General features: G+C 63.7%; 26 protein-coding genes. 12 read left to right on the top strand and 14 right to left on the bottom strand.

Features of this window, described 5'->3' with window-relative positions; all coding sequences use genetic code 11:
• Positions 1-102 precede the first annotated feature (102 nt).
• Entirely contained in the window at positions 103-576 is a 474-nt protein-coding gene (locus CXQ81_RS09785) for a cyclic nucleotide-binding domain-containing protein (protein ID WP_007926904.1), read from the top strand.
• Here the strand turns inward: CXQ81_RS09785 and CXQ81_RS09780 are convergent.
• Positions 573-878, bottom strand: coding sequence for a hypothetical protein (locus tag CXQ81_RS09780; RefSeq protein ID WP_007926905.1), 306 nt, complete (start codon positions 876-878; stop codon positions 573-575). The genes CXQ81_RS09785 and CXQ81_RS09780 overlap by 4 nt on opposite strands.
• Positions 879-953: 75 nt before the next feature.
• Between CXQ81_RS09780 and CXQ81_RS09775 the strand changes: the two genes are divergently transcribed.
• The 4 genes from CXQ81_RS09775 to CXQ81_RS09760 all read left to right on the top strand — a co-directional run bounded on the left by CXQ81_RS09775 (position 954) and on the right by CXQ81_RS09760 (position 3,153).
• On the top strand, positions 954-1,640 hold the full coding sequence (locus CXQ81_RS09775; RefSeq protein WP_007926906.1) for a spermidine synthase: 687 nt from the start codon (positions 954-956) through the stop codon (positions 1,638-1,640).
• Positions 1,641-1,689: 49 nt separating this feature from the next.
• Positions 1,690-2,055, top strand: a complete 366-nt coding sequence (locus tag CXQ81_RS09770; protein WP_009042617.1) for a YajD family HNH nuclease — start codon at positions 1,690-1,692, stop codon at positions 2,053-2,055.
• A 165-nt stretch (positions 2,056-2,220) separates the two neighbouring features.
• Positions 2,221-2,688 carry an RNA methyltransferase gene (locus CXQ81_RS09765; RefSeq protein ID WP_101337105.1) on the top strand — a complete coding sequence of 156 codons (468 nt, stop codon included), beginning with the start codon at positions 2,221-2,223 and terminating at the stop codon, positions 2,686-2,688.
• Between the two features lie 87 nt (positions 2,689-2,775).
• On the top strand, positions 2,776-3,153 hold the full coding sequence (locus CXQ81_RS09760; protein WP_007926910.1) for a DUF2892 domain-containing protein: 378 nt from the start codon (positions 2,776-2,778) through the stop codon (positions 3,151-3,153).
• 125 nt (positions 3,154-3,278) lie between these two features.
• Here the strand turns inward: CXQ81_RS09760 and CXQ81_RS09755 are convergent, their stop codons facing one another.
• A complete protein-coding gene (locus tag CXQ81_RS09755) occupies positions 3,279-4,517 on the bottom strand; it encodes a hypothetical protein (RefSeq protein ID WP_101337104.1) in 1,239 nt (412 codons plus the stop codon).
• 46 nt (positions 4,518-4,563) lie between these two features.
• The gene (locus CXQ81_RS09750; RefSeq protein ID WP_007926912.1) at positions 4,564-5,013 is read right to left on the bottom strand and encodes a YcgN family cysteine cluster protein; all 450 of its coding nucleotides are present in this window, start codon (positions 5,011-5,013) and stop codon (positions 4,564-4,566) included.
• A 279-nt stretch (positions 5,014-5,292) separates the two neighbouring features.
• Here CXQ81_RS09750 and CXQ81_RS09745 point away from each other — a divergent pair, with 279 nt between their 5' ends.
• Positions 5,293-5,886, top strand: coding sequence for a nitroreductase family protein (locus CXQ81_RS09745; protein WP_087089047.1), 594 nt, complete (start codon positions 5,293-5,295; stop codon positions 5,884-5,886).
• 127 nt (positions 5,887-6,013) lie between these two features.
• Here the strand turns inward: CXQ81_RS09745 and CXQ81_RS09740 are convergent, their stop codons facing one another.
• The 6 genes from CXQ81_RS09740 to CXQ81_RS31015 form a co-directional block, all read right to left on the bottom strand.
• Complete coding sequence (locus CXQ81_RS09740; protein ID WP_101337103.1) at positions 6,014-6,946, bottom strand: D-2-hydroxyacid dehydrogenase; 933 nt, start codon at positions 6,944-6,946, stop codon at positions 6,014-6,016.
• Between the two features lie 127 nt (positions 6,947-7,073).
• Positions 7,074-7,367: a YcgL domain-containing protein gene (locus tag CXQ81_RS09735; protein WP_007926915.1), complete on the bottom strand. Its 294-nt coding sequence runs from the start codon at positions 7,365-7,367 to the stop codon at positions 7,074-7,076.
• Positions 7,364-8,497, bottom strand: a complete 1,134-nt coding sequence (rnd, locus tag CXQ81_RS09730) for a ribonuclease D (protein WP_009042613.1) — start codon at positions 8,495-8,497, stop codon at positions 7,364-7,366. Before rnd ends, CXQ81_RS09735 begins: the two co-directional genes overlap by 4 nt.
• A 123-nt stretch (positions 8,498-8,620) precedes the next feature.
• Positions 8,621-9,304 carry a class I SAM-dependent methyltransferase gene (locus tag CXQ81_RS09725; protein WP_007926917.1) on the bottom strand — a complete coding sequence of 228 codons (684 nt, stop codon included), beginning with the start codon at positions 9,302-9,304 and terminating at the stop codon, positions 8,621-8,623.
• Between the two features lie 84 nt (positions 9,305-9,388).
• The gene (locus tag CXQ81_RS09720) at positions 9,389-11,038 is read right to left on the bottom strand and encodes a phosphoethanolamine transferase (RefSeq protein WP_101337102.1); all 1,650 of its coding nucleotides are present in this window, start codon (positions 11,036-11,038) and stop codon (positions 9,389-9,391) included.
• Between the two features lie 47 nt (positions 11,039-11,085).
• Positions 11,086-11,301, bottom strand: coding sequence for a hypothetical protein (locus tag CXQ81_RS31015; RefSeq protein ID WP_157832239.1), 216 nt, complete (start codon positions 11,299-11,301; stop codon positions 11,086-11,088).
• On the opposite strand from CXQ81_RS31015, the gene CXQ81_RS09715 reads away from it, so the two are divergent.
• Entirely contained in the window at positions 11,300-12,082 is a 783-nt protein-coding gene (locus tag CXQ81_RS09715) for a transporter substrate-binding domain-containing protein (protein WP_085530084.1), read from the top strand. The genes CXQ81_RS31015 and CXQ81_RS09715 overlap by 2 nt on opposite strands.
• Here the strand turns inward: CXQ81_RS09715 and cynR are convergent.
• Complete coding sequence (gene cynR, locus CXQ81_RS09710; protein WP_101337101.1) at positions 12,055-12,969, bottom strand: transcriptional regulator CynR; 915 nt, start codon at positions 12,967-12,969, stop codon at positions 12,055-12,057. The two genes, CXQ81_RS09715 and cynR, sit on opposite strands and share 28 nt — an antisense overlap.
• A 123-nt stretch (positions 12,970-13,092) precedes the next feature.
• On the opposite strand from cynR, the gene CXQ81_RS09705 reads away from it, so the two are divergent.
• The 5 genes from CXQ81_RS09705 (at position 13,093) to CXQ81_RS09685 (ending at position 17,793) form a co-directional block, all read left to right on the top strand.
• Positions 13,093-13,752 carry a carbonic anhydrase gene (locus CXQ81_RS09705; RefSeq protein ID WP_007926930.1) on the top strand — a complete coding sequence of 220 codons (660 nt, stop codon included), beginning with the start codon at positions 13,093-13,095 and terminating at the stop codon, positions 13,750-13,752.
• A 74-nt stretch (positions 13,753-13,826) separates the two neighbouring features.
• Entirely contained in the window at positions 13,827-14,297 is a 471-nt protein-coding gene (gene cynS / locus CXQ81_RS09700) for a cyanase (protein ID WP_009042607.1), read from the top strand.
• A gap of 260 nt (positions 14,298-14,557) precedes the next feature.
• Positions 14,558-15,742: a cyanate transporter gene (locus CXQ81_RS09695; RefSeq protein ID WP_101337100.1), complete on the top strand. Its 1,185-nt coding sequence runs from the start codon at positions 14,558-14,560 to the stop codon at positions 15,740-15,742.
• A gap of 16 nt (positions 15,743-15,758) precedes the next feature.
• Positions 15,759-16,670, top strand: coding sequence for a DMT family transporter (locus CXQ81_RS09690; protein ID WP_101337099.1), 912 nt, complete (start codon positions 15,759-15,761; stop codon positions 16,668-16,670).
• 184 nt (positions 16,671-16,854) lie between these two features.
• Entirely contained in the window at positions 16,855-17,793 is a 939-nt protein-coding gene (locus CXQ81_RS09685) for a LysR family transcriptional regulator (RefSeq protein WP_062823335.1), read from the top strand.
• A 24-nt stretch (positions 17,794-17,817) separates the two neighbouring features.
• Here CXQ81_RS09685 and CXQ81_RS09680 read toward each other — a convergent pair whose 3' ends face one another.
• The 4 genes from CXQ81_RS09680 to CXQ81_RS09665 form a co-directional block, all read right to left on the bottom strand.
• On the bottom strand, positions 17,818-18,180 hold the full coding sequence (locus CXQ81_RS09680; protein ID WP_087089065.1) for a 5-carboxymethyl-2-hydroxymuconate Delta-isomerase: 363 nt from the start codon (positions 18,178-18,180) through the stop codon (positions 17,818-17,820).
• 92 nt (positions 18,181-18,272) lie between these two features.
• Positions 18,273-19,202 carry a LysR substrate-binding domain-containing protein gene (locus CXQ81_RS09675; RefSeq protein ID WP_007928849.1) on the bottom strand — a complete coding sequence of 310 codons (930 nt, stop codon included), beginning with the start codon at positions 19,200-19,202 and terminating at the stop codon, positions 18,273-18,275.
• A gap of 94 nt (positions 19,203-19,296) precedes the next feature.
• Positions 19,297-20,469 carry a fimbrial protein gene (locus tag CXQ81_RS09670; RefSeq protein WP_037035347.1) on the bottom strand — a complete coding sequence of 391 codons (1,173 nt, stop codon included), beginning with the start codon at positions 20,467-20,469 and terminating at the stop codon, positions 19,297-19,299.
• A 186-nt stretch (positions 20,470-20,655) separates the two neighbouring features.
• Positions 20,656-23,691 carry a GLUG motif-containing protein gene (locus CXQ81_RS09665; RefSeq protein ID WP_101337098.1) on the bottom strand — a complete coding sequence of 1,012 codons (3,036 nt, stop codon included), beginning with the start codon at positions 23,689-23,691 and terminating at the stop codon, positions 20,656-20,658.
• Between the last annotated feature and the right edge of the window lie 44 nt (positions 23,692-23,735).

Below are 23,735 nucleotides of genomic sequence, written 5' to 3'. Positions count from 1 at the left end.
GAACTCCGGCCGGCGCTCCTGTCTTAACCCAGGACCGCCGGCCCCGAGCCATACCGCACCTGCCCGGGACCGCAACAGACACAAGAAAAAGACCGTGACGACATGCCAGAACCTACCTTGTTGAACAATGAAATCCGCGACTGGCTGATGGACTGCGGATTGTTCGATCAGCTCTTGCCGGCCGACTTCAATGCCGCCGCCGGCTACTTCAGCATCAGCAGCATCGCCCAGGGCCAGGAGATCTTCCGCGAAGGCGATGCCGGCAGCTTCATGTGCATCATCCATTCCGGCCAGGTGGCGGTGCAGAAGACCAACAGCGAAGGCGTGCGCGTGACCATTGCCACCCTGCGCAGCGGTCGGGCCTTTGGCGAGATGGCGGTGCTCGATGGCGAGCGGCGTTCGGCCAGTTGCGTGGCCGCCAGCGATTGCCGGTTGCTCAACCTGGGCAAGGACTCGCTGGAGAAAATGCTCAACGACGCGCCGAAGATCGCCGCCAAGATCATCCGCGCCCTCGCCGTGTCACTGTCCAGGCGCCTGCGCATGGCCGACGGGCAGCTGCTGTCGCAACAGGTCTAGCTACCCGGGGTCCTGGTTTTCGTCTCGTTCTGCTGCAACCCTGGCAAGGTCTGGTCCTTCGGCGGCTTGGGCATGTCGATCGGCGGTAGCAATGGCGCACCGCCATGGGCCGTGGCCTTGGGGGTGCTGGGGGGCGTGACCTGCGGATAAGGGGTCGGGGTCGCGGTGCCGGGCGAGCCGGCGGCGGGGACCGGAGTCACGGGCACCGCCTGCAGTTCCTCGGCGTGCACGGCGCTCATCGCGAGCGCCGCACTTAGCAAGAGCGCTGCGCGGGCAATGACCGTTAGAATAGTGCGCTTCATCAATGGCTCCATCGCTATTGTCAGCCCTCAGGCTACTCCCAACCGGGGCGGTTTGCCTTCCTCATTGAGACCCTCATGAAACGTTTCGTTCTGCTGGACACCACCCCGATTCCCGAAAATGGCGGTGCCTTGTGCCTGTTCGAATACGGCGAGGATTTTGTCATCAAGATCCAGGGCGGCGACGGCGGGCAATTGATGAACACCCGCATGCACGGCTCCGAAGACGCCCTGGCGGAGATCCCCTGCCGCAAGGTCGCCGGGCGGCCGAATTCGCGGGTGCTGATCGGCGGCCTGGGCATGGGCTTCACCCTCGCCTCGGCCCTCAAGCACCTGGGCAAGGGCGCCGAAGTGGTGGTCGCCGAGCTGGTGCCGGGGGTGGTCGAATGGAACCGCGGACCGCTCGGGGAGAAATCCGGCCGGCCGCTGCTCGACCCGCGCACGGTGATCCGCCTGGAAGATGTGGCCAAGGTGCTGCAGGCCGAACCCCAGGGGTTCGACGCGATCATGCTCGACGTCGACAACGGCCCCGAAGGCCTGACCCAGAAGGCCAACAGCTGGCTGTACTCCGCCGCCGGGCTGGCGGCCTGCGCCAGGGCCCTGCGGCCCAAGGGTGTGCTGGCCGTGTGGTCGGCCAGCGCCGACAAGCAATACTCCGACAAGCTGCGCAAGGCCGGCTTCAAGGCCGAGCAAGTGCAGGTCTTCGCCCACGGCAACAAGGGCACCCGCCACACTATCTGGATTGCCGAGAAGCTCAAGGCCTGAGCTAAACTGGGCTCATTACCGTCATTAGTCTTTGCATAAAGGTGAACCCATGAGTTCGACCAACACTTCCAAGCTCGACCGCATCCTCGCCGACGCCCAGCGCGACCGCGAGATGGGCTACCGCGACAAGGCCCTGAAGATGTACCCGCACGTCTGTGGACGCTGCGCCCGCGAGTTCTCCGGCAAGCGCCTGAGCGAGCTGACTGTGCACCACCGCGACCACAACCACGACAACAACCCGCAGGACGGTTCCAACTGGGAACTGCTGTGCCTGTACTGCCACGACAACGAACACTCGCGCTACACCGACCAGCAGTACTTCGGCGAAGGCTCCCTGAGCACGCCGAAAGTCGCCAAGGCCACCCACAACCCCTTCGCCGCGCTGGCGGGGTTGATGAAGAAAGACGAAGAGTAACCTCCGCTCTTTCCGGTTCGACAGGACCGGTCTCTCGCGGGCAAGCGGCGCACCGGCAGACACTGATCCTGCAGATGCGCCGCTTGCCCGCGATGCATTTGCCGGATCCAACCGCCGGCCGACAATCCCCGTATAATCGCGATTTTTCTCGAAGGCACCCCGCTCGTGGCAAACAAAAGGTACAGCTGCATTGGTTTGTATAACCCCAAGTCACCGGAGAACGTCGGTTCGGTGATGCGCGCCGCCGGTTGCTATGGCGTCGCGTCGGTGTTCTACACCGGCAAGCGCTATGAACGGGCCCGCGACTTTGTCACCGACACCAAGAAGGTCCACCAGGACATCCCGCTGATCGGCATCGACGACCTGAAGAGGATCCTGCCCCTGGGCTGCGTGCCGGTGGCGGTGGAACTGGTGGAAGGCGCCCGCTCGCTGCCGGAATACACCCACCCGGATCGCGCGCTGTACATCTTCGGCCCGGAAGACGGCTCCCTGGACAAGGACATCCGCGACTGGTGCGAAGACGTGGTCTACATCCCGACCACCGGCTGCATGAACCTCGCCGCCACCGTCAACGTGGTGCTCTACGACCGCCTGGCCAAGGGCAACAACACCCGCTCCGGCCCCAAGTTCTGAGCACTGCTTCAAGTTCGCGGTACATTCGATGGAACGAGCGCCGCGCCAGCGCAGTCAGCTTTATATCCATCCCCCTGGAGACAGATCATGAGCGACAGCAAACAACTGGAACCCATCGCAACCACCCCTTTCCAGAGCCCGGCGGAGCAGAACGTACAAGGCTGGGAGCGCATCGGCTCGCTGGCCGGCGGCGTAGTAATGGTCGGCAAGGGCCTGCGCCGTGGCGGTGTGTTCGGCCTGATCCAGGTCGCCATCGGCGGGGTCGCCCTGGCCCGTGGCATCACCGGCCACAGCTCGGCGAAAAGCCTGCTGGAGAAGAGCCGCCAGGATATGAATAACGTGCGGGCGAAGATCGAGCGTGCCGGCGCGGAGCTGAAAACCCTCAAGGCCAATGCCGAGGCGGCCACCCGTACCGCGACCGTAACCGGCAACGATTCGTTGAAATCGCCCAAGGCCGGGGTTTGATCGGCGGCCTCGAACGCCGCGTTGAATGAACCGGCGCTATCGCGAGCAAGCTCGCTCCTACAGGGGATTGCGCAAAACCTGTAGGAGCGAGCTCGCTCGCGATGACCGCAAAGCGGTCGACCCCACTAGCGCAACAAATCGCTGTCGAGCACCTTCGACGAGCCGTCCAGCACGCTCTCGCTGAGCTGGATGAACTCTTTGGTGCTGACACGCTCCAGACGCATCACCGCCCGGGTCACGTCATCCAGCGAACGCTTGTTGCGGGTCTTCAGGCGGATCTCCCGATCCAGTTCCTGCAACAGCAGCACCGCCCTGGCCACCACCGGCGCGTCCACCTGTTCGCCACGCAGGCTGCTGACGCCGTGGCCGCTCTTGGCCAACCGGGTCTCCAGGGCCTGGTAACGCTCGTCGCTCATGCCGCCGGCGCGGCGCATCAATTCGATGGCGTAGTACTCCGCCAGGCCCTCGCCGATCCAGTCGCTGCGCTCGCTGTCATTGATCCGGGCAAAGACCTGGATCACTTCGCGCAGCAGCGGGCTGGCGCCGCTCTCGCTGACCAGCGGCAGGCGGCTGTGCAAGAACAGCGAATCGTGCCCGGCCAGGCTGCCGCGCCACATCGGGTCGGCCGCGCCGACGATCAGCAACTTGGTTGGATGACGGGGAAAGGTCGCCTGGATCTGCGGCCAGACAAAGGTCAGCAGGGTCAGCACATCCATGCGCCGCATGCCCTGCCCTTGCGGCGAGGCCACCGTGACTTCGGTCTCCCCCAGCCGGGTGCGACGACTGCCCAGGGCACCGGCCAGCACCCAGCCGGTGGGCCGGTCGAACAGGCGCGCGGGATTATCGATACGGAAACGGTTCTTGCCGATCCGCGGCCAGGCGGTTTCCACGCTTTTCCAGCCCGCGGGCAACTCGAACTCCAGGCGCGACATCAGCTCGATGCCGTCCTGCTGGTCGAGCTTCGCCGCCGGCACCAGCGTGTCGCCACGCAACAAGGCCCAGTGCGGGGTCATGCGGCTGTCGAAGCTGTCCTTCTTCAGGCTGTGGCTGATCCGCACCCGGTAGCTCAGGCTGGCCTTGCCGCCGGCCGGGCGCCATACGCCGCGCTGTACCGCGGGAGGCTTGGCCGCCCCGGGCTGCCATTGGCCATCGGCCTTGAAGTCGCTGTAATCGCCATGCGTACCCAGGTCGAAATCCAGGCTGCGCACCGCCGCGCCGTCCGCCAGGGTCAGACGCACCTCGGCCTGGTCGCTCTGCGGCAACAGGCGCACGTGGTAATCCAGATCGACTTTTTTCGCCGCCCACCCCGGCGCACTGAGCACCAGCAGCCAACCGGCCAGCGCCAGCCTTGCCCCCACAGCCATACACACTCCTTCGTGAAACAACCTTGAACGCGAGCGCGGCGTACCCTCAGCCGGCGCGGAAAATCAGATGATCTTCCCAGTCTTCCTCGGCCACGCTGCCTTCGGCGAGCATGCGTCCTGATTGGGAAATACGCTCGTGGTGCACCGCGTCGCGGTCACCGCACACCAGATGGTGCCAGAGCGGCAGGTCCTTGCCCTCGCTGACCAGGCGATAACCGCAGGTCGGCGGCAGCCATTTGAACTCATCGGCTTTGCCCGGGGTGAGCTGGATACAGTCCGGCACCGAGGCCCGGCGGTTGGCGTAGTCGCTGCACTGGCAGGTCTTCAGGTCCAGCAGTTTGCAGGCGATGCGGGTGTAGTAGACGCTGTTGTCTTCTTCATCCTCGAGCTTCTGCAGGCAGCACAGGCCACAACCGTCGCACAATGACTCCCACTCCTCCTGATCGAGTTGTTCGAGGGTTTTGCGGATCCAGAAGGGTTCAACTTTGGCGGCCATGGCTCAGGTAATCGGTATCGGACAGGGAAAAGGCCGCCAGTCTAGTGCCCAAGGCCCCGCGGGCCAAGCGCTGGCGACTGTCGGTAAGGCACTACTTGTCAGGTGGCATGCCGCGCAGTAGCTTTGCCTGTCGCAAAGACCCACGTCCGCGTGCCATTAGCGCTCGACCGCGTCGCACCGGTGAACCGCCCAGGGTCAGGACAAACCTCATTGCCCAGTTCAACTGCGCTCGCCGGTTTATCCACCTTTCATTCTCAAACGTAGCCAGGAATCTCTGTCATGAGCGCCAATCCCCGCGTTGCCGAGTACGCCATCCACCCGCAGTTCACCGAGCGCTGGTCGCCGCGCGCCTTCACCGGCGAAACCATTCCCGAGGAAACCCTGCTGAGCTTCTTCGAAGCCGCGCGCTGGGCGCCGTCGGCCTACAACTCGCAGCCGTGGCGCTTCCTGTATGCGCGCCGCGACACGCCGAACTGGGAACGTTTCCTCGGCCTGCTCAACGAGTTCAACCGTGGCTGGGCGCAGCACGCCTCGGCATTGGTGATCGTGATCTCGAAAACCACCTTCACCGCGCCTGGCGCCAGCGAGGAAACCCCGGCCCTGTGGCACACCTTCGACACCGGTTCGGCCTGGGGCCACCTGGCGCTGCAAGCCAGCATCAGCGGCTGGCACACACACGGCATGGCCGGGTTCGACCAGGAGCTGACTCGCAAGGAGCTGAAGATTCCAGAAGGTTATGCCCTGCATGCGGCCGTGGCCGTCGGCAAGCTGGGTGACAAGGCGAGCCTCGCCGAATACTTGCAGGCCCGCGAAGAGCCAAGCCCGCGTCGCCCGCTGAGCGAAACCGCGGCCGAAGGCGATTTCAGCCTGTAAACCAGCAACCTGTAGCCACTGCCGCAGGCTGCGATCGCCCACAACGTGGGCGCAGGATCTTGAGATCGCTGAAGTCCTTCGGACTTATCGCAGCCTTCGGCAGCGGCTACAGAGTCTGTGATTCCCCTCAATACCCGCGGGTGAAATCCACTTCGCCACGCAACGCCGTGTCGGCCTGATAGGCCCGCAGGTTGTCGATGAACAGCTGCGCCATCAGGGTCGGCGAGGTCGGCGCCGAGCTGTGGCCGGTCAGCAGCAGGCCCCAGGCGGTCCAGAACGGATGGCGCTGCGGCAACGGCTCCTGACGGCAGACGTCGATCACCGCCCCCGCCAAATGCCCTTCTTTCAAGGCTTCCACCAGATCCGCATCGACCACCGCGACCCCGCGACCGACGTTGATGAACAGGCCGGTCGGCTTGAAACGCTTGAACAGCGCCGTGTCGTACAGATCATGGGTGTGCGGGGTGTTGGGCAGCAGGTTGACCACATAATCCACCTCACCGACCAAACGTCCCAGGTCCGCCAAGGCCGCGACTTCGATAAACGGCGCCTGCTCCCGGGCTTCGCTGGCGATGCCGTACAGCTCGACGCCGAACGGCAAGAGGAACTGCGCCACACTCTGGCCGATATCGCCCGCGCCGACGATCAGCACCTTGCGCCCGGCCAGGCTCTGGCCCGTGCGGTTATCCCACTTGCGCTCGACCTGGCTGACCAGGCGCGCGAGGACTTCGCGCTCGTGGCCGAGTATGTAGGTGAGCACGTATTCGGCCATGACCTGGCCGAAGATCCCCACGGCACGGGTCAGCCGGTAATGGCGTGGCAGGCCGTCGGCGAGCAGCGGCGTGATACCGGCCCAGGTCGATTGCAGCCACTGCGGCTGGTGGCCCTGGCGCAACAGGGTGGCCAGCAGGTCCGGCTGGCCGAGCCAGACCGGGCAGTCCGCGGCCAGCTTCGACAATTCGGCGGAATCGCCGCTGGTGAGCACTTCCAGGTCAGGTGCCAGCTGACGCAACAAACGGGCATAAATAGCGTGATCGTGTTCGGCAATCAGAACGCGCATGGTTCAAACCTTACAAAACGGTGCAGGCAGCCACCGACGGAGTATCGCTCCATCGATCGCGGCAGCCGCCAGATAGAATCAGTTCCATTTTCAACGATGCCCCGGACAGGGCCTCTACAGGTGTCCGTCAGACCGGATCATTACGGCGCAGCAGCTCTTCGGGCAAGTGCTCGATGTACTCGTCCTCGGCCGGTGGCATCTGCAGGTGGTAACCCTGCTTCTCAAGGTTTTCCAGCACCTGGTGGATGTCCTCGCGCGACAGCTTGCGCTCCGGACTCAGCACCAGGTCGAAGGCGTGCTGCGGCTTGCCGAACGCCGCCAGCAGGTTTTCCGGCACGCGCTCCAGGGCATCGCTCTTGAGCACGTAGAGGTACATCTCGTTCTTGCGCGGGCTTTTGTAGATCGAGCAGATACGTTTCATGGCTGTTCTCCGGCGGTGGCCAGGCTGTCAAGCAGCGCCTGGCCCATCAATTCGCGGCGCCAGCCACGCAGCGAATCGGGCAATTGGTAGGGTCCATTGGGGAAGCCACTCTTGAGCAGGCTTTCCAGGGTTTTCTTGCGCAGCATCAGTTCCGGGGCGATACCCAGGCGCTCGGCTTCGGCCTGACCCACGGCGCGCAGGCGCTTGAGCAGGGGCGAGGCTTCCATCGGCAACGGCTCGGGGACGGCCGGTGGCCACTGGTCGGGGCCGACGCTGGCGGCACGCTTGATCAGGCCCAGCAGGAACTCGCCGTCCTGACGCACGGTGCGCGGGTGCATGTCTTCGATTTTCGCCAGGGCGCCGAGGTTGTCCGGCTGGCTCTTGGCCAACGGCCACAGCGAGTGCTCGCGCACGATCCGGTTGCGCGGCAGGTCCCGTGCCCGTGCCTCACGCTCGCGCCAGGCGCAGAGTTCACGCAGCACCGCCAGTTGCGCACGGGACAGTTTCCAGGCCAGCTTGGCCTCGCGGTAGACCTCATAGGGATCGACTTCGCGGCGCAGGTTGGCCACCAGCTCGGCGCCGTCTTCCAGCACCCAGTTGTATTTGTCCTCGGACAGTTTCGGCCGCAGCCGGGTGAACACCTCGGCCAGGTGCACGGCGTCTTCGGCGGCGTAGCTGACCTGGGTTTCCGACAGCGGGCGTTGCAGCCAGTCGGAGCGGGTCTCGCCCTTGGGCAACTCGATGCCCAGCACTTCCTGGACCAGCCGCGAATAGCCCATGGAGAAACCCAGGTTCAGGTAGGCGGCCGCCAGTTGCGTGTCGAACAACGGTGTCGGCAGGCTGCCGGTCAGGCGCAGCAGGACTTCGAGGTCCTCGCTGCAGGCGTGCACCACCTTGACCACCGCGCTGTTCTCCAGCAAGGCCGCCAGCGGCTGCCAGTCGTCGATGGTCAAGGGGTCGATGAGGTAAGCGCGCTGGCCATCGCCGACCTGCAACAGGCCGGCGATCGGATAGAAGGTGTCGACCCGCATGAATTCGGTGTCGAGGGCGACGAATGGCAGCTTCTGCCACTCGGTGCAGAATTGACCGAGGCTATCGTTGTCGCGAATCCAGTGAATATCGATGGCCACACGGCTCTCCCTTGAAGAATGGCGCGCAGTATATATCGCCCTTGGCGATTTCTGAGCATTCACTCGACAAGAGCCTGCGCGAAATCGGCGCCCGGGCCACAAGAATAATCCGAACGCCGTCGGCTACCCCTGTTTGCGCAGGACGTAAACCCGCCAGGCGGCGCAACCGGGAATGAAATCCTGGTGGCTGAGCACTTCGAACCCCGCGCCCTTGAACTCGGCCTCGACCCGCGCCCGGCTGACGTCCATGCGTGGAGCACGCTGCAACTGCAGGGTGTCGTTGCCCTCCAGCCGGTCGCGCATGACTTTCAAGCGACTGTCGATGCGCACCGCGAGGATCACCGAGTCGCGACTGACCCGATGGAATTCGCCCAACAACGCCAAGCGCGCCTCGCTGCTGGCGACATGGGGGAACAGTTGCAGGCAGACGATGCAGTCCACCGCGTTGGCCGACAGGCCGATGCTGAACGACGAACTCTGGAAAGTCCTGACCCGCCTGAGCAGGCTCGCCGGGTGATGGGTCTGGGCGTGGTTGAGCATGTCCTGGGACGGGTCCGCCGCCAGGATCACCCGATTACTGTGCTCGCCCAGCACTGGCCAGAAGCGCCCCGCGCCGCACGCGAGATCGAGAATCAGCCCCGGCTCGCCCGCCACCTTCAACGCGCGGCGAACCAGCCACTCGTCGCGCCACAACGACAGGCGCCGCCCCAGCCCGAGCGGGCGCTCGTCGCCACAGACGCGCGCATGCGCCTGGTCATAACGCCTGGCGAACTCGAGCTCGAGGGGGGATGGAGGGTGCGCGGACATGGATCTGCTGGCTCTTGTAAGTCTTGGATGAAAAACAGGTTACCGCCCCGATCGTGAAAAAAAGGTCGAACGCCGATCAAGGCTTCATTGCCGCGCCAGCACGCCGTCGACCACGCTGCCCCGGCAGCCGGCGAACAGGTCCAGATCGGACTGGTAGACCCGGCTGTCGACCTCCAGCAGACCGAGCATCGAGTGGAACAGGTTGTCCTGGCTCAGCGGTTTTTCCCGGCTCAGTTGCAGGCAGTGGGTGTCCACCGAGAAGGCCTTCTGATAGCTGTCCGAGAACCAGGCCAGCATCGCCACATGTTTCTGCTGCGACGGCGCGAGCATGTAGGGCGTGCCATGCAGGAACAGGTTGTATTCGCCCAGGGACTCGCCGTGGTCCGACAGATAGAGCATGGCGGTATCGACCTTGTCCTGGTTGCTGCGCAACAGGTCGATCAGGGTCGCCAGCACGTGGTCGGTGTACAGCAGCGTATTGTCGTAGCCGTTGACGATGCTCTCGCGGCTGCAATTGTTCAGGGCGTTGCTCTGGCACACCGGGGTGAAGCGTTCGTATTCCTTGGGGTAGCGCTTGAAGTATTCCGGCCCGTGGCTGCCCATCTGGTGCAGGACCAGCACGGTGTCCTTGTCCAGGGTATCGATGAAGTGCTGCAGGCCCTGGAGCAGGATCTCGTCGCGGCATTCGCTGTTGGCACAGAGCGCCGGGTCCTTGAGGTTGCTGACGTCGTCGAGGGTCACCCGGTCGCAGGTGCCCTTGCAGCCGGACTGGTTGTCCCGCCAGATCACCTCGAGCCCGGCGCGCTTGAGCACGTCCAGCAGCCCTTCCTCGTTCTTCGCCTTGCTGGCGTCGTAGTTCTTGCGCCCCATGTTGGAGAACATGCAGGGCACCGAGACCGCGGTCTCGGTGCCGCAGGACGACACATCGGTAAAGGCGATCAGGCCGTTTTCCTGGCTGAGTTTCGGCGTGGTGTCGCGCTCGTAGCCCAGCACGCCGAAGTTCTCGGCCCGGGCACTTTCGCCGACCACCAGCACCGTCAGCGACTTGCGCGCGTGGTTTTGCCAGGTCGGATTGCGCTGGGCATCTTCACCGATCTTGACGAAGGGCTGGCGCGCCGAGACCACTTGCTCACGCAGATAACCAAAGGAAGCGCCCACGTAGTTGCTCGGCACTATCATCAGGCGCAATTCATGGTGATTGCGAAACAGCGAGGCCAGCCCCTGATAGTTGGCCAGGGCGACCCCGCCAATGGCCGCCGCGCACATAACGGAAACCAGCAACTTGCTCAATAACTCGCGGTGCCAGCGACGATAATTGATCGGGGTTTTCCACAATAACCAGGAAGGCAATACACCCAGCAACAGAATATAAACAAGCAACTTCAGCGAGAGTAAGTCACGCACTTCCGTTGCATTGGTTTCGGCAAAGTTGCGAAACATTCCGGCATCTATCAGCACTCCGTACTGGCTCATGAAATAAGCCACGCCGGCACTGACCATAAACAATAAAACCAGCACCGGCTTAAGTACCCGGCGAAATGCCAGCCAAGTCAGGATAAGGTTGAACGCACAGAAGATCATCACCCCGAAGGCCACGCGCATGGCGATACCACGGGCGTCCGAGGCGGTAATGCTAAACAGGTGCTGCCAGAGCACAAAGTTGCAGCCAAGCAATAAAAAGGCGCAGGCAATCAACGTCACCCATTCGGGACGCAGGGGGTTGATGTTTAGCATGACGATCGACTTGTTCCTTGAAAGAAGTACGTCGTCAGGCCTGTTATTCAATGACCGCCCACGACAGCACGAACTTTAGGTAGCCGACCATCAACGTTTCGTGAAAAAGAAGCCAACAAATAGTTGGATAGCCCTTTGCCAAAACTTTTTTCGGTGAAAACGACCCGCGCGCACTGGCGAGCGATGCGCCTTGCCCCATTCGGGTCGAGCGCAAATAATGAGCCGCCCTCGGCCACTCCCTCGTCATCAAGGATCGACCGCATGAAAGCACGCCTTCTGCTCTGCTCACTGCTGACCCTCAGCGCCCCGGCCTTTGCCGCGCCAAGCACCTCGCACCTGGACCAGGTCATCGAGCGCGGCCACCTGAACGTCTGCACCACCGGCGACTACAAGCCCTACACCTACCTGCGCACAGACGGTGCCTACGAAGGCATCGATATTTCGATGGCGCAGTCCCTGGCGCAAAGCCTGGGGGTCGAGGTGAAGTGGGTGAAGACCACCTGGAAAACCCTGATGCCGGACTTCCTGGCAAACCAGTGCGACATCGCCGTGGGCGGTATTTCCGTGTCCCTGGAGCGACAGAAGAAAGCCTTCTTCAGCGACACCCTGGGCGTCGACGGGAAAATCCCCCTGGTGCGGTGCGCCGACAAGCAGCGCTACCAGACCGTCGAGCAGATCAACCAGCCTTCGGTGCGCCTGATCGAACCGCCGGGAGGCACCAACGAAGTCTTCGCCCGGGCCCACCTGCCCAAGGCCAGCCTGACCCTGTTCGCCGACAACGTGACCATCTTCGAGCAACTGCTGGAGAACAAGGCCGACGTGATGATCACCGACGCGTCCGAAGCGCGCTTCCAGCAGAAACTCAAGCCGGGGCTGTGCGCGGTGAACCCCGAGCAGTACCTGCAATACAGTGAAAAAGCCTTCCTGTTGCCACGGGACGATGTCGCCTGGAAAAGCTACGTCGACCAGTGGCTGCACCTGAGCAAGGCCACCGGTTTCTACAGCGGCGTGGTCAATCAGTGGCTGGCGGCGCCCACGCCCTGAGCCGTCAGCCGCTCGCGAAAAGCAGTCGTCAGCAGCTCGCGAAAAGCCTGGCACGCGGCGCTGCGATAAGCGCCCTTGCGCCCCAGCAGCGCCACGCTGCGGGGCGCCAGGGTCGGTTGCAGGATCACCGGCCTCAAGCCCGGCTGCTCCTGGGTAATGGCCAGCGGCAGGATGGTCGCCAGCTGCCCACGGCGAACGATTTCGACAATGGCGCCGATGGAGTTGGCTTCGATGGCGATGCGCGGCGTCATGCCCTGCTCGCGGCAATAACGGTCGATATGCTGGCGGGTGGCGAAATCGCCGCTGAGCAGCACCAGCGGCTGCCGCTCCAGCTCGGCCGCCGTCAGTTCCCGCGGTAGCTCGGGCTGCTGCTCGCGGCTGACCATCAGGCTCAGGCTCTCCTCGAACAACAGCTGGCTGTCGATGTCCGGCAGGTGCTGCCCGGAAAAGGCAATGCCCAGGTCCAGGCGGTCTTCGGCCAGGGCCGCTTCCAGTCGGTCCTGGGTCATCTCTTCAAGGCTCAGGGCGATCCCCGGATACCGCTGGTTGAAACGGGTCAACAGCGGCCCCGCCAGGTAAGTGCTGAAGGTCGGGGTCATGCCCAGGCGCAACGAGCCGCGCCGCAGATCCTGCACATCATGCATGGCGCGCCTGGCAGCCTCCAGGTCCTGCAGGGCCAGCCGCGCATAACGCACATAGGCCTCGCCGGCGTCGGTCAGGCGCACGGTGCGCCCCGAGCGGTCGAACAGCGGCGCGCCGAGGCTGTCCTCCAGTTGCCTGATCTGTTGCGACAGCGTCGGCTGGGACACGTGCAAGGCTTCGGCGGCGCGGGTGAAGTTGCCGTGCTCGGCGACGGCCAGCAGGTAACGGATATGACGTAGCAGCATGGTGTCTCCAGGCCAGGACCGCCAACTATAGGCAGTACTTATGGCCAGCATAACAAGCCAGTCTTGGACGCTATAGCTGAAATTTCCCATCCTTGCGCCATCAGCGATGCAAGGAGAACCACCATGCGGCACATCATCGACGGCTTCCTCAAGTTCCAGCGCGAAGCCTTCCCGAAACGCAGCGAGCTGTTCAAGCAACTGGCCACCACCCAGAACCCCGGCACCCTGTTCGTCACCTGCTCCGACAGCCGGGTAGTGCCGGAACTGCTGACCCAGCAGGAGCCAGGCGATCTGTTCGTGATCCGCAACGCCGGCAATATCGTGCCCTCCTACGGGCCGGAACCGGGCGGTGTGTCGGCCACCGTGGAGTACGCGGTGGCCGTGCTCGGGGTCAGCGACATCGTGATCTGCGGGCATTCGGACTGCGGCGCCATGACCGCCATCTCCACCTGCAAATGCCTGGACCATCTGCCGGCCGTGGCCAACTGGCTGCGCCATGCCGAGTCGGCCAAGGTGGTCAATGCCGCCCGCAGCCATGCCTCGGACGAAGCCCGCCTGGATGCCCTGGTGCGGGAAAACGTGATAGCCCAGTTGGCTAACCTGAAGACCCATCCCGCGGTCGCCCTGGCCCTGGAGCAGGGCCGGCTGAACCTGCATGGCTGGGTCTATGACATTGCCAGCGGCGCCATTGCCGCGCTGGATGGCCCAAGCCAGGGCTTCGTGTCCCTGGCCGAACACCCCGACGCCTGCGCCTTGGTCGGCAAACCGCGACACGCGGCGTGAGTGCTCTCTTTTCACAAGCCTTTTTCAACGGCTCGTTCAACAACCGTTTCACCATCCCCAACGAGGAACTCGACATGCTGCAATCCCAATTCGCCCAAGCCCCACGCCTGGCCCTGGCCGACACCATCATCGACGCCAAGGCGCGCAAGAACCTGTCGTGGCAACAGCTCACCGACGGCACCGGCCTGAGCCTGGCGTTCGTCACCGCCGCCCTGCTCGGCCAGCATGCCTTGCCGGCCGCGGCCGCCGACCTGGTCTGCAGCAAGCTCGACCTGGACCAGGACGCCAGCCGCCTGCTGCAAAGCATTCCGTCGCGCGGCAGCATCCCCGGCGGCATCCCCACCGACCCGACCGTGTACCGCTTCTATGAAATGCTCCAGGTCTACGGTTCGACCCTCAAGGCGCTGGTCCACGAGCAGTTCGGCGACGGCATCATCAGCGCCATCAACTTCAAGCTCGACATCAAGAAAGTCGAAGACCCGGAGGGCGGTTCCCGCGCGGTGATCACCCTGGATGGCAAGTACCTGCCGACCAAGCCGTTCTGATCGCCCGAGGCCCGCGCACCGTCGCGGGCCTCTGTAGCCGCTGCCGCAGGCTGCGATCCAGGCCGCAGGACTGGCCCGGGCAACGTGGTGCTTCCGGCAGACCGCGTGTGCAGGTTTGGGGGCTGCTTCGCAGCCCAGCGCAGCCTGCGGCAGCGGCTACAGGTGTTATTTGATTTCTAGATAGTCCTGCACACTTTCTGATTTGCTCCGGCCACGCCCCTCCCCGCCTAATCAGCGCCTGAATTGTTCAAGGTCTGGTTATGGAAAACGTTCGCGCGACAACCCGCCCCGTCTTCTGGCTGATGCTCAGCGTGACGCTGGTGGCCTTGAACCTGCGGCCGTCGATGGCCGCCGTCGGCCCCCTGCTGTCCGGGATTCGTGGTGATATCGCCCTGAGTTTCAGCGGCGCCGCGCTGCTGACCATGCTGCCGGTCATGGCCATGGGCCTGGCGATGTTCTTCGGCGTGCGCATCGGCCAGCGCCTGGGCGACCACCGCAGCGTGGTGGTTTCGCTGCTGGTCATTGGCCTGGCCACCCTGTCGCGGCTGTTCCTCGATTCGGCCGCCGAACTGATCCTCAGCGCCGTGCTCGCCGGCCTCGGCATCGCCCTGATCCAGTCGCTGATGCCGGCACTGATCAAGTCGCGCTTTCCCGAGAATGTCTCGCTGTTCATGGGCCTGTACGTCACCTCGATCATGGGGGGCGCGGCGGTCGCGGCGTCCTTTGCCCCGCTGGTGATGAGCCGCACCGGCAGCTGGCGGCTGGGCCTGGCGATCTGGGCGGCGCTGGCGGTCCTGGCGCTGCTGTTCTGGTACGCGCAACGGGCGGCCATGCCGAAACTGCCGGGCGCCGCGACGCACCACGAATCTTTTGCCGGCAACCGTCGCGCCTGGCTGCTGGCGATCTTCTTCGGCCTGGGCACGGCGTCCTACACCTGCGTCCTGGCGTGGCTGGCCCCCTATTACGTGGAACAGGGCTGGAGCGAACAGGACGCCGGCCTGCTGCTGGGATTTCTCACCGCCATGGAGGTGGTCTCGGGCCTGGTGACGCCGGCCATCGCCAACCACAGCCAGGACCGTCGCCGGGTGCTGGTGGCCTTGCTGGTGCTGATCATCGCCGGCTTCTGCGGGCTGATCCTCAGCCCCCGGCACCTGAGCCTGCTCTGGCCGTTCCTGCTCGGTCTGGGTATCGGCGGGCTGTTTCCCATGAGCCTGATCGTGTCCCTCGACCACCTGGACAATCCGCGGCGCGCCGGTGGCCTGACGGCCTTCGTGCAAGGCATCGGCTACCTGATCGCCGGCCTGTCGCCGCTGCTCGCCGGGATCATCCGCGACCGCCTGGGCAGTTTCGAATGGGCCTGGTGGTCGCTGACCGCGGTCATGGCGCTGATGATCCTGATGGTCCTGCGCTTCGATCCGCGGCACTACCACCGCCACTTCCAATGACCCGGAGAACGCGCTCATGAAGCCCACCAGCTTGCTCAACGCCCATCTCGGCATGCTGCTGTGGGCGGTGTTGATCGCCGCTTCTTTTTTCGCCGCGGCCCGGGTCAGCCAGGCCGTCGACCCGCTGTTGCTGACGGGCCTGCGCCTGCTGTTGTCGGCCCTGATGTTCGTGCCGGCGCTGTGGCTCAACGGCACGTTCCGGATCAACCGCGCCGGGCTGCGGGCGCATGCCATGCTTGGGTTGCTGCTGGCGATCTATTTCGCTTCGCTGTTCGAGGCCCTGCGGCATACCTCGGCGGTCAATACCGGCATCCTGTTCGCCCTGGTACCGCTGCTGACCCTGCTGTTCGAGGGCCTCCTGCTGAGCGACAACCCAGCAAAAAACCGCCTGTTGCCGATGCTGCTGGCGGCCGCCGGGGCCATGCTGCTGACCTTCAGGGGCTCGGGCCCCGAGGGCATGCCGTCGCTCTACGCGGTCGGCGTGTATGGAGTCGGTTGCCTGGCCATGGCCGGTTATTCACCGCTGAGCCAACGGCTAAAAGCCACCAGCCTGAAAGATCGCAGCCCGGCCGCCATGACCTTCTGGAACATGCTGTTCGGCGCGCTGTTCCTGTTCGCCTTCTGCCTGCCGGGTGGTGGCTGGCGCAGCGCCGTCCTGCTCACGCTCAACGACGGTGTGTGGCTGCTGTACCTGGCCTTGTTCGCCACCCTGGCGACTTTTTGGCTGCTGCACCGGGCCATCGGGGTGATCGCACCGGCCACGGTGATTTCCTACATCTACCTGAGCACCCTGTTCATCACCCTCTTCCACTGGTTCGGGCTGGGCCGGCATCCCTTGCCGAGCGAGCTGCTCGGCGCGCTGCTGGTGGGCCTGGGCATGCTCGCCCTGATCCTCGGCAGCCGCCGGCCAGTCCCGGTGCCCGGTTGAAGGCACAACACCAAGGGACAAGCCGCTACGCGCCGCGCCATACCGCACAGGTCGTGTTCTCGGAATTAATTGTCCCTTCGCTATCCGTGAAACCCCGGGGCAAGGATTCAATTAGGACGATCGTTCCGTTAGCATCAGGCAGGTTTGCGCACGACCGCGCGAGGTGCTCAACGAGACGGAACTGATGCTGAACAGTAACTTGCTTAGAAAGCTCGATATGCAGGACCTGATGGTGTTCGTCGCCGTGTACGAGCAAAGCAGCGTGACCGGGGTCTCGGAAACCCTGTGCGTGAGTCAGTCGACCGTCAGTTACTGCCTGAAAAAACTGCGCACCGGCTTCGAGGACGAGCTGTTCATCAATACCCGCACCGGCATGCGTCCGACCTACAAAGCCACCACCATGTACAGCCATGTGCTGAAGATTCTCGAGAGCATCAACCTGTGCCATTCCGGGGTCCAGGCTTTCGACCCGACCCGCCAGGCCGTTACCTTCAACATCTGCGCGCCGGAATACTTCGAACTGCTGATCCTGCCCCGCCTGCTCAAGGGCTTCGACTTCGCCGACCTGCCGGTGTCGGTCAATGTGCACAAGCTGGAAACCGACATCCCCGCCGAGGAACTGCGCGATGGCAGCCTGGACCTGGTGATCTGCTTCGGCCCGAACTTTCACCACAACCACCCCGACCTCAAGTCTCAGGTGCTGCTCGAGGATGACCTGGTGTGTGTCTTCGACAAGCGCGCGACACCGCCGCTGGAGCCGCGTTTCAGCCTGCAGTCGTTCGTCGAGCGCCGGCACGTCTACCCCACGCCCTGGACCTCGACCACCAACATGGTCGATGGCTGGCTGGCCCGCCAGGCCCACCGGCGGCAGATCGTCGCGCGCTCCAACAGCTACAGCGCGGCGCTGAAAATGATCACCGGCACCGACTTCATCCTGACCCTGCCGCGGCGCATCCAGGCGCTGCTGACCAACGACGCGGTGTTCAGCCATTGCGAAGCGCCCAACGGCCTGCCGGGCTTTACCCTGGACATGCAATGGAGCGCCCACACCGACCAGGACAGCGCCAACACCTGGTTCCGCGAGCAAGTGGTCAAGGTCTGCGCGCAGCAGGGCCTATTGTAGGTCCAGGCCCTGTGGCATTCCGGCTCAGTGGCCGATGCTGAGCTTGCCGTAGGACTCGCGGTCGATATCCAGGATCTCCACCGCCAGTTGCAACTCGACGCCAGCCGGCCATTCACAGAGTTCCTGCAGCACCGCCAGCAGGCTTTGCGAAAGCTGCTTCTTGATCTCTGGCGAACGCCCGCTGAGCAACGACAGCTTCACATGCACGAACGCCCGCTCGCCGAGGCCGGTGCCGACGCGAAACGTCTCGACCTTGCGCGCGCGGCTCTTGATGTCGTATTCAGCGAACTGCCCGGATGCCACCAACGCGTTGTTGAACCGCAGCAAGGCCTTGTCGGCATCCAGTTGCGACAGGTTGGCGGTGTATTCCATATGCAGATGAGGCATGGCGGAGCTCCCTGAAAGGTGGGGGTGAAAAGGCGCTCCATACTACACGCCTCGCGACCGCCTGCCTGAGTCCTCTACGAAGGGATAAGAGTTCAACGCGCCTTGAGCGGCGCCAGGTCACGGTCGCTCATGAACGCCTCCAGCCGCGAACGCAGCCAGCGTTCGGCCGGGTCGGTGTCGACATGGCTGAGCCAGACCATGGACAGGTCCAGGGTCGGGGTCTTGAACGGAAACGGCTCCTGGAACAACTGCCCCGACGCCGCCATGGCCGCCGCCGTGTAGTCCGGCAGGCTAGCGATCATGTCGGTCCCCGCCAGCAACGCCGGCAGCGAACTGTACTGCGGCACCGACAACACCACATGGCGCTGTCGACCGATCTCGGCCAGCCATTCATCGGCAAAGCCGCTGACATTGGCCGTGTGCGACACCAGCACATGCGGACGGGAACAGTATTCGTCGAGGGTCAGTGGCGTGTCGCTGGCATCGGCGCGCAGCACGCTGGGCTGGATATGCCGCAGCAGCTTGCGCTTGGCATTGGCCGGCAGCCCGCGGGTCTGGCTGATGCCCACGGTGATGTCGCCGGCGGCCAGCAGGTCCGGGATCCGCCAGTAGTCCGCGTGCTGCACCACGAACACCACCTTCGGCGCTTCCTGGCGCAAGGTCCGCAGCAGCGGCGGCAACAGGCCGAACTCGACGTCGTCGGACAAGCCGATGCGAAAGGTCATGGTGCTGCTGGCGGGATCGAAATCGTGGGTCAGGCTCAAGGCCGAGGACAAGGCATCCAGCGCCGGCGACAGGTGCTGGATCAGCTCCTCGGCGCGGGCGGTCGGCTCCATCCTGTGGCCCACACGAATGAACAGCGGATCGTTGAAGATCGCGCGCAAGCGATTGAGCGCCGAACTGATGGTCGGCTGGCCGAGAAACAGCTTCTCCGCCGCCCGGGTCACATTGCGCTCGAGCATCAGGGTTTCGAACACCACCATCAGGTTGATATCGGCCTTGCGCAGTTCGTTGCGATTCATCCGCGTGCTCCATCCCCAGGTCGGAGCCCAGTGTAGAAAGGCCCCGCAACGGCGTCTATCGCCATCGAAGGGGCTTGGTTCAACCCTGAATGACTCAGGGGAAGGTAAAGGTGAACTCCGCCGCGCCATCGGCGTCGCCGACCTTGACCTCGGCATCGCTGCCGGTGCGGATGTAGCCGGCCCGCAGCGGGATGATCGCGCTGTCGCCCACCCGTTGCATGTCGTAGCGGGTGCCGTCGTATTTGACCCGCTGCCCGTTCAGGTCGTTGATCATGATGATGCCGAAGCCCTTGGCGCTGTTGGGCGAAGCCGCCAGGTTGAGCACCGACGGGTCGGTGTGAGCGGCAACTTTGTCGGTGAAGGTGATCTGCGGCCTGGCATTCAATGCGCACTGGCTCAGTTCGATGCGAAACGGTACCGGCGACGAGGTCGAACCCACCTTGGGAAAATTGGCCAGGGAGAAACGCCCGAGCTTCACCGGGATGGTCCTGTACGACTCCACCACGCAGGTGTTGGGAACGGTGATCCCGCCTCCCCCGCCCATATTGATGATGGCGGGGCCCATCAACGAGTAGGGCTTGCGGCAGATGCCGATGGGCATGTTGTCGCTCGGGATGGTGACCTCCCCTCCCAGGCTGGCCACCCCCTTGAGCAGGTCGACCGCATACAGCATCAGCCCCGAGCTGCCGGCGACACGGTCGATCACCAGCTCGCCGCTGGGCAACTGGCTGGGGGGCACCGTGAGGATCAGCGATTGCAGATAGTTGGTCACCATCAGCGAGCGCTGGTTCTGGCCTGCGCTGGGGTCATAGATAACCTGGTTCTTTTCCAGCGCTACGGGTTTGGACACCTGGGTGATATTCCTGAGGACGCCGTCGGAGGAGTTCACCGCGATCTTGAAACCGATGCCGTCGATGTTGGTCGGGGCGATGGCGTCGGGCAGCGGTGTACCCGCGGTCCAGTATCCGGCAGAGACCAGCTCATGGGCCTTGTTACCCGTAGCCCCGCCATATCGGTAGTTGGTGATCAGGGCCACCGGTCGTTGCCACAGGACGGAGCCTACCGGCGTGGTGCTGGTCAACGGCGTCACTTCCACCCAGGGCCGGCCGGCACCGTTACTGAACGAGCAGTCGATCGCCTGGCTTTCCACCAAGGCGGCCTGGGCCGTCGCGCCGATCAAGCCCGGGAGCAGACAAGCCAGTACCTGGGCACTGCGGTAGAACCGACGTACGTGGCCGGCGGGCCTCAACGCCAATAGGTGGGTCATGGGGCCATTCTCCATACTCTGCTTGAGCCCGGCCGTGTTGGCCGACCGGGTTTCGTTGCTCATGGAAGACCCGCATCGCGGGTCATCCTGAAAGAGGTGATGAATCCTGAAAAACCGATACGCCATGCCGCGGCATGACGTATCGGGAACCCGCGATACCTGGGTATCAGCGGGTGGTGCCGAGGGTTACTGGATGATTCCCAGGTTCATGCCGGAAAGCGGTACCTGGGCAGCCTCGCCCAGTGCCGAGTTGTATTTCATCTCGCCATAGTTGACGCCGACCAGGCCGCCGTAAGTCTGGTAGCTCGGGTAATTGGCGTTGATCTTGCCACTGGCCACCGATTGACGAACTTTGCCCATGTTCAGCCCCACCAGGCCGCCGAGCCTGGTGTAGTAACCGCCGCTCACCGAGCCCAGGGCCAGGGAGTTGGAGATCTGGCCATGGTTCTGCCCCACCAACCCACCGATGTTACTGTCCCGATCACCGTAGACAGTGCCCTTGGCCGTAGCGGTTTCGATAGTCGAGCCCAGGGTGCGACCGTTGGTACCCACCAGGCCACCCACGAAGCTGTTGCTCCCGGCCCGGACTTCACCACTGGCTTCGACCGAACTCAGGTCACCGTCGTTGTTGCCGATCAGCCCGCCGACATTGCTGTTGCTGCCTGCCACGACCTTGCCGCGAGCCACGACGTGGCTGACGGTACCGCCGTAGTTGCTGCCGATCAGCCCGCCGGTATTGCTGTTGGCGCCCGCGGTGACATTGGCCAAGGCCTCGGCGGTGTCTATTTTGCCGTAGAAGTTCTGGCCGACCAGGCCACCGACATTGGTGCCCGAAGTGTCGTAGACCGTACCGCTGGTCTTGACGTCGTTCAGCGTGCTGTTCTGGTTGTAACCGATCAGCCCGCCTGCCGAGGCACTGCCGTAACCGTTGACCTTACCGCTGAAGCTGGACTCCCTGACCGCACTGTTGGTGTTGAACCCGATCAGGCCGCCAATGTTGCTGGCGCTGTGACCCTGCACCGTTGCCGAGGAGCTGGACCGCTCGACCGTGCCTGCCTGGTTGTAACCGATCAGCCCGCCTATATTCGTGCCCACATAACTGTACGAGTAGTTACCGACTGAACCGCTGCTGGAAGAGTCGGCGATATAACCGCCCCTGTTGGTACCGACCAGGCCGCCCGCACCACCAGCGAAGTTGCGCGCCAGGTACCCGCCGATGGCGACATTCGCCAAACTGTTGGTAATGCTCGCGGAACCCGCACCCCCTGAAACGTTTTCACCGACCAGGCCACCCACCGACGTGGTATAGCTGTTGCCATTCACGTAGGAGTTGCCCCCCACCGATGCGCGATCGATCGCACCGCCAGCATTGAGCCCGACCAAACCACCCACGACGTTGGTGTTCGAGGCGTTGGCGTTGACGCGCAGGCCAGTGGCGCTGACGTTGGTCAGGGTCCCGGTGTTCACCCCCACCAGGCCGCCGATATAGCTGAAGCCCACTCCGGAGGTAGTGCCATTGACGGTCATGTTGGCCAATTTCAGGTTACTGATACTGCCCGAGTTGCCGGCGAACAGACCAACCATAGGCCCGGTATTGGTCACCGTGAAACCGCTGACGGTATTGCCCAGGCCATCGAAGACGCCAGAGAAGGTGCCATTGCCACCAATGGACTTGAAGTTGCCGTACCCCTTGATGTCGGTCCCCAGGACATACAAGCCATTGAGGTTGTTATTGACCGCCTGCAACTGGGCGGTGTTTTGAATGACATCGTAAAGCGCGCCGTTCGAATCGAACGAGGCCCCGGTACCGGACAGAGTGACCTTCGCGTCCTGCCCCAGGGCATAGCCGCTGCCATGGTTCATCCCGAGGCTGGCATTGGCCCCACTGAGGGTCACGTTGCCGTTGAGCCGGATGGCTTTATCGGCATTCATCTCGACCCGGGCCTTGATACCGGTGCTGGCCAGTCCGCCATTGACCTCGATGTCGCGCTTGGAAGACAGCTTCAGCTGATTGCCACTGTTCCAGGTGACGGGACCACCCACCACCACATCGCCGGCACTGCTGGCCAGTTCGATATTGGTGGTCGCCAGGTTGTTCGACAAGGTATCGGCGTAGGCGGTGTCGCTGCCCGATGCCGCTGTCGGATTGACCTTGACCTCGCGCGAGGTGATCTTCCAACTGCCGGTCTGGCCGTTGCTGGCCTGGGTATTGACCCGGGTCGCCAGTTGCACCTCGGTATTCGCGCCTTTGGTCTCGATCACACCGCCATTACCCACGGCGCCGATGGCACTGGCAGTCATCGCCCCGCCCACCAGCACCTTGCCCATATCGCCGCCATCGAGGGTGATCTTGCCGGCTGTGCCACGCAGGGTATTGGCCTCGATGGTGCCCTGGTTGTTGACCACGGTCCGCAACATGTCGCCGGCACTCTTGGCGGTCATCAGCACCTGGCCGCCGTCAGCCTTGAGCAGGCCACCGTTTTTCACCAGGGCATCCACTGCGGCACCATCGACTTGCAGGTTGAGCAGGTTGTTGCCGTCGAAGTTCACGGTGAACTTGTCCCCCGCCCCCAGTACCACCCGCCCCATTTGCGCCTGGATCACCCCATCGTTGCGAACGTTGGTCCCCAGCAGCGCCACGTTGCCGCCCTGGTCGGCAATGATGTCGCCGTTGTTGATGATCTCCGCCGACGAGTTGCCCGAGAAATTGTATTTGCCGGCCTTGAAGTCATCGTCGCTGATGCTTCGGGTCGAAGCCACCAGACCACCCACGTTGACCTGGGCGCCCTGGCCGAACACTACGCCGTTGGGGTTGACCAGAAACACCTGGCCATTGGCATTGATCCGGCCCTGGATGTTACTGGCATTGGTTCCGATGACGCGGTTCAGCGCAACCGAGCTTTTACCGGGCTGGTTGAAGGTAACCCTCTCGCCCTTTGCGACGCTGAAGTCGTTCCAGTTGGTGATCAGCTTGTCGGTATGCTGGTTGATCGACATTTCCTTGTTATTGTCGAAGATCAGAATATCGCCCGTACCGTGCACCACAGTTCCCCCCGTCGGCAGGGCGAATGCCGAGGACATGGCGCCCGCTCCCAGCAGGCTGACAGCCGCCACGACCATCCCCTTGCGCGCACCCGACTTGCGCCGGCGACGTGCCCCTTCATGAGCCACATTCCAGCATGCCAGGGCCTGGTTCCAAACCAGTGCATACATTTTGTTCACGGTAACGCCCTCTTCACTAAAGAACGTTCTGCAAACCATTTGCA

This window comes from Pseudomonas sp. 09C 129 (assembly GCF_002843625.1).
GTDB lineage: Bacteria > Pseudomonadota > Gammaproteobacteria > Pseudomonadales > Pseudomonadaceae > Aquipseudomonas > Aquipseudomonas chlororaphis.
The sequence above is the reverse complement of the archived record's forward strand: the minus strand, read 5'-3'. Positions and strand labels throughout refer to the sequence as shown.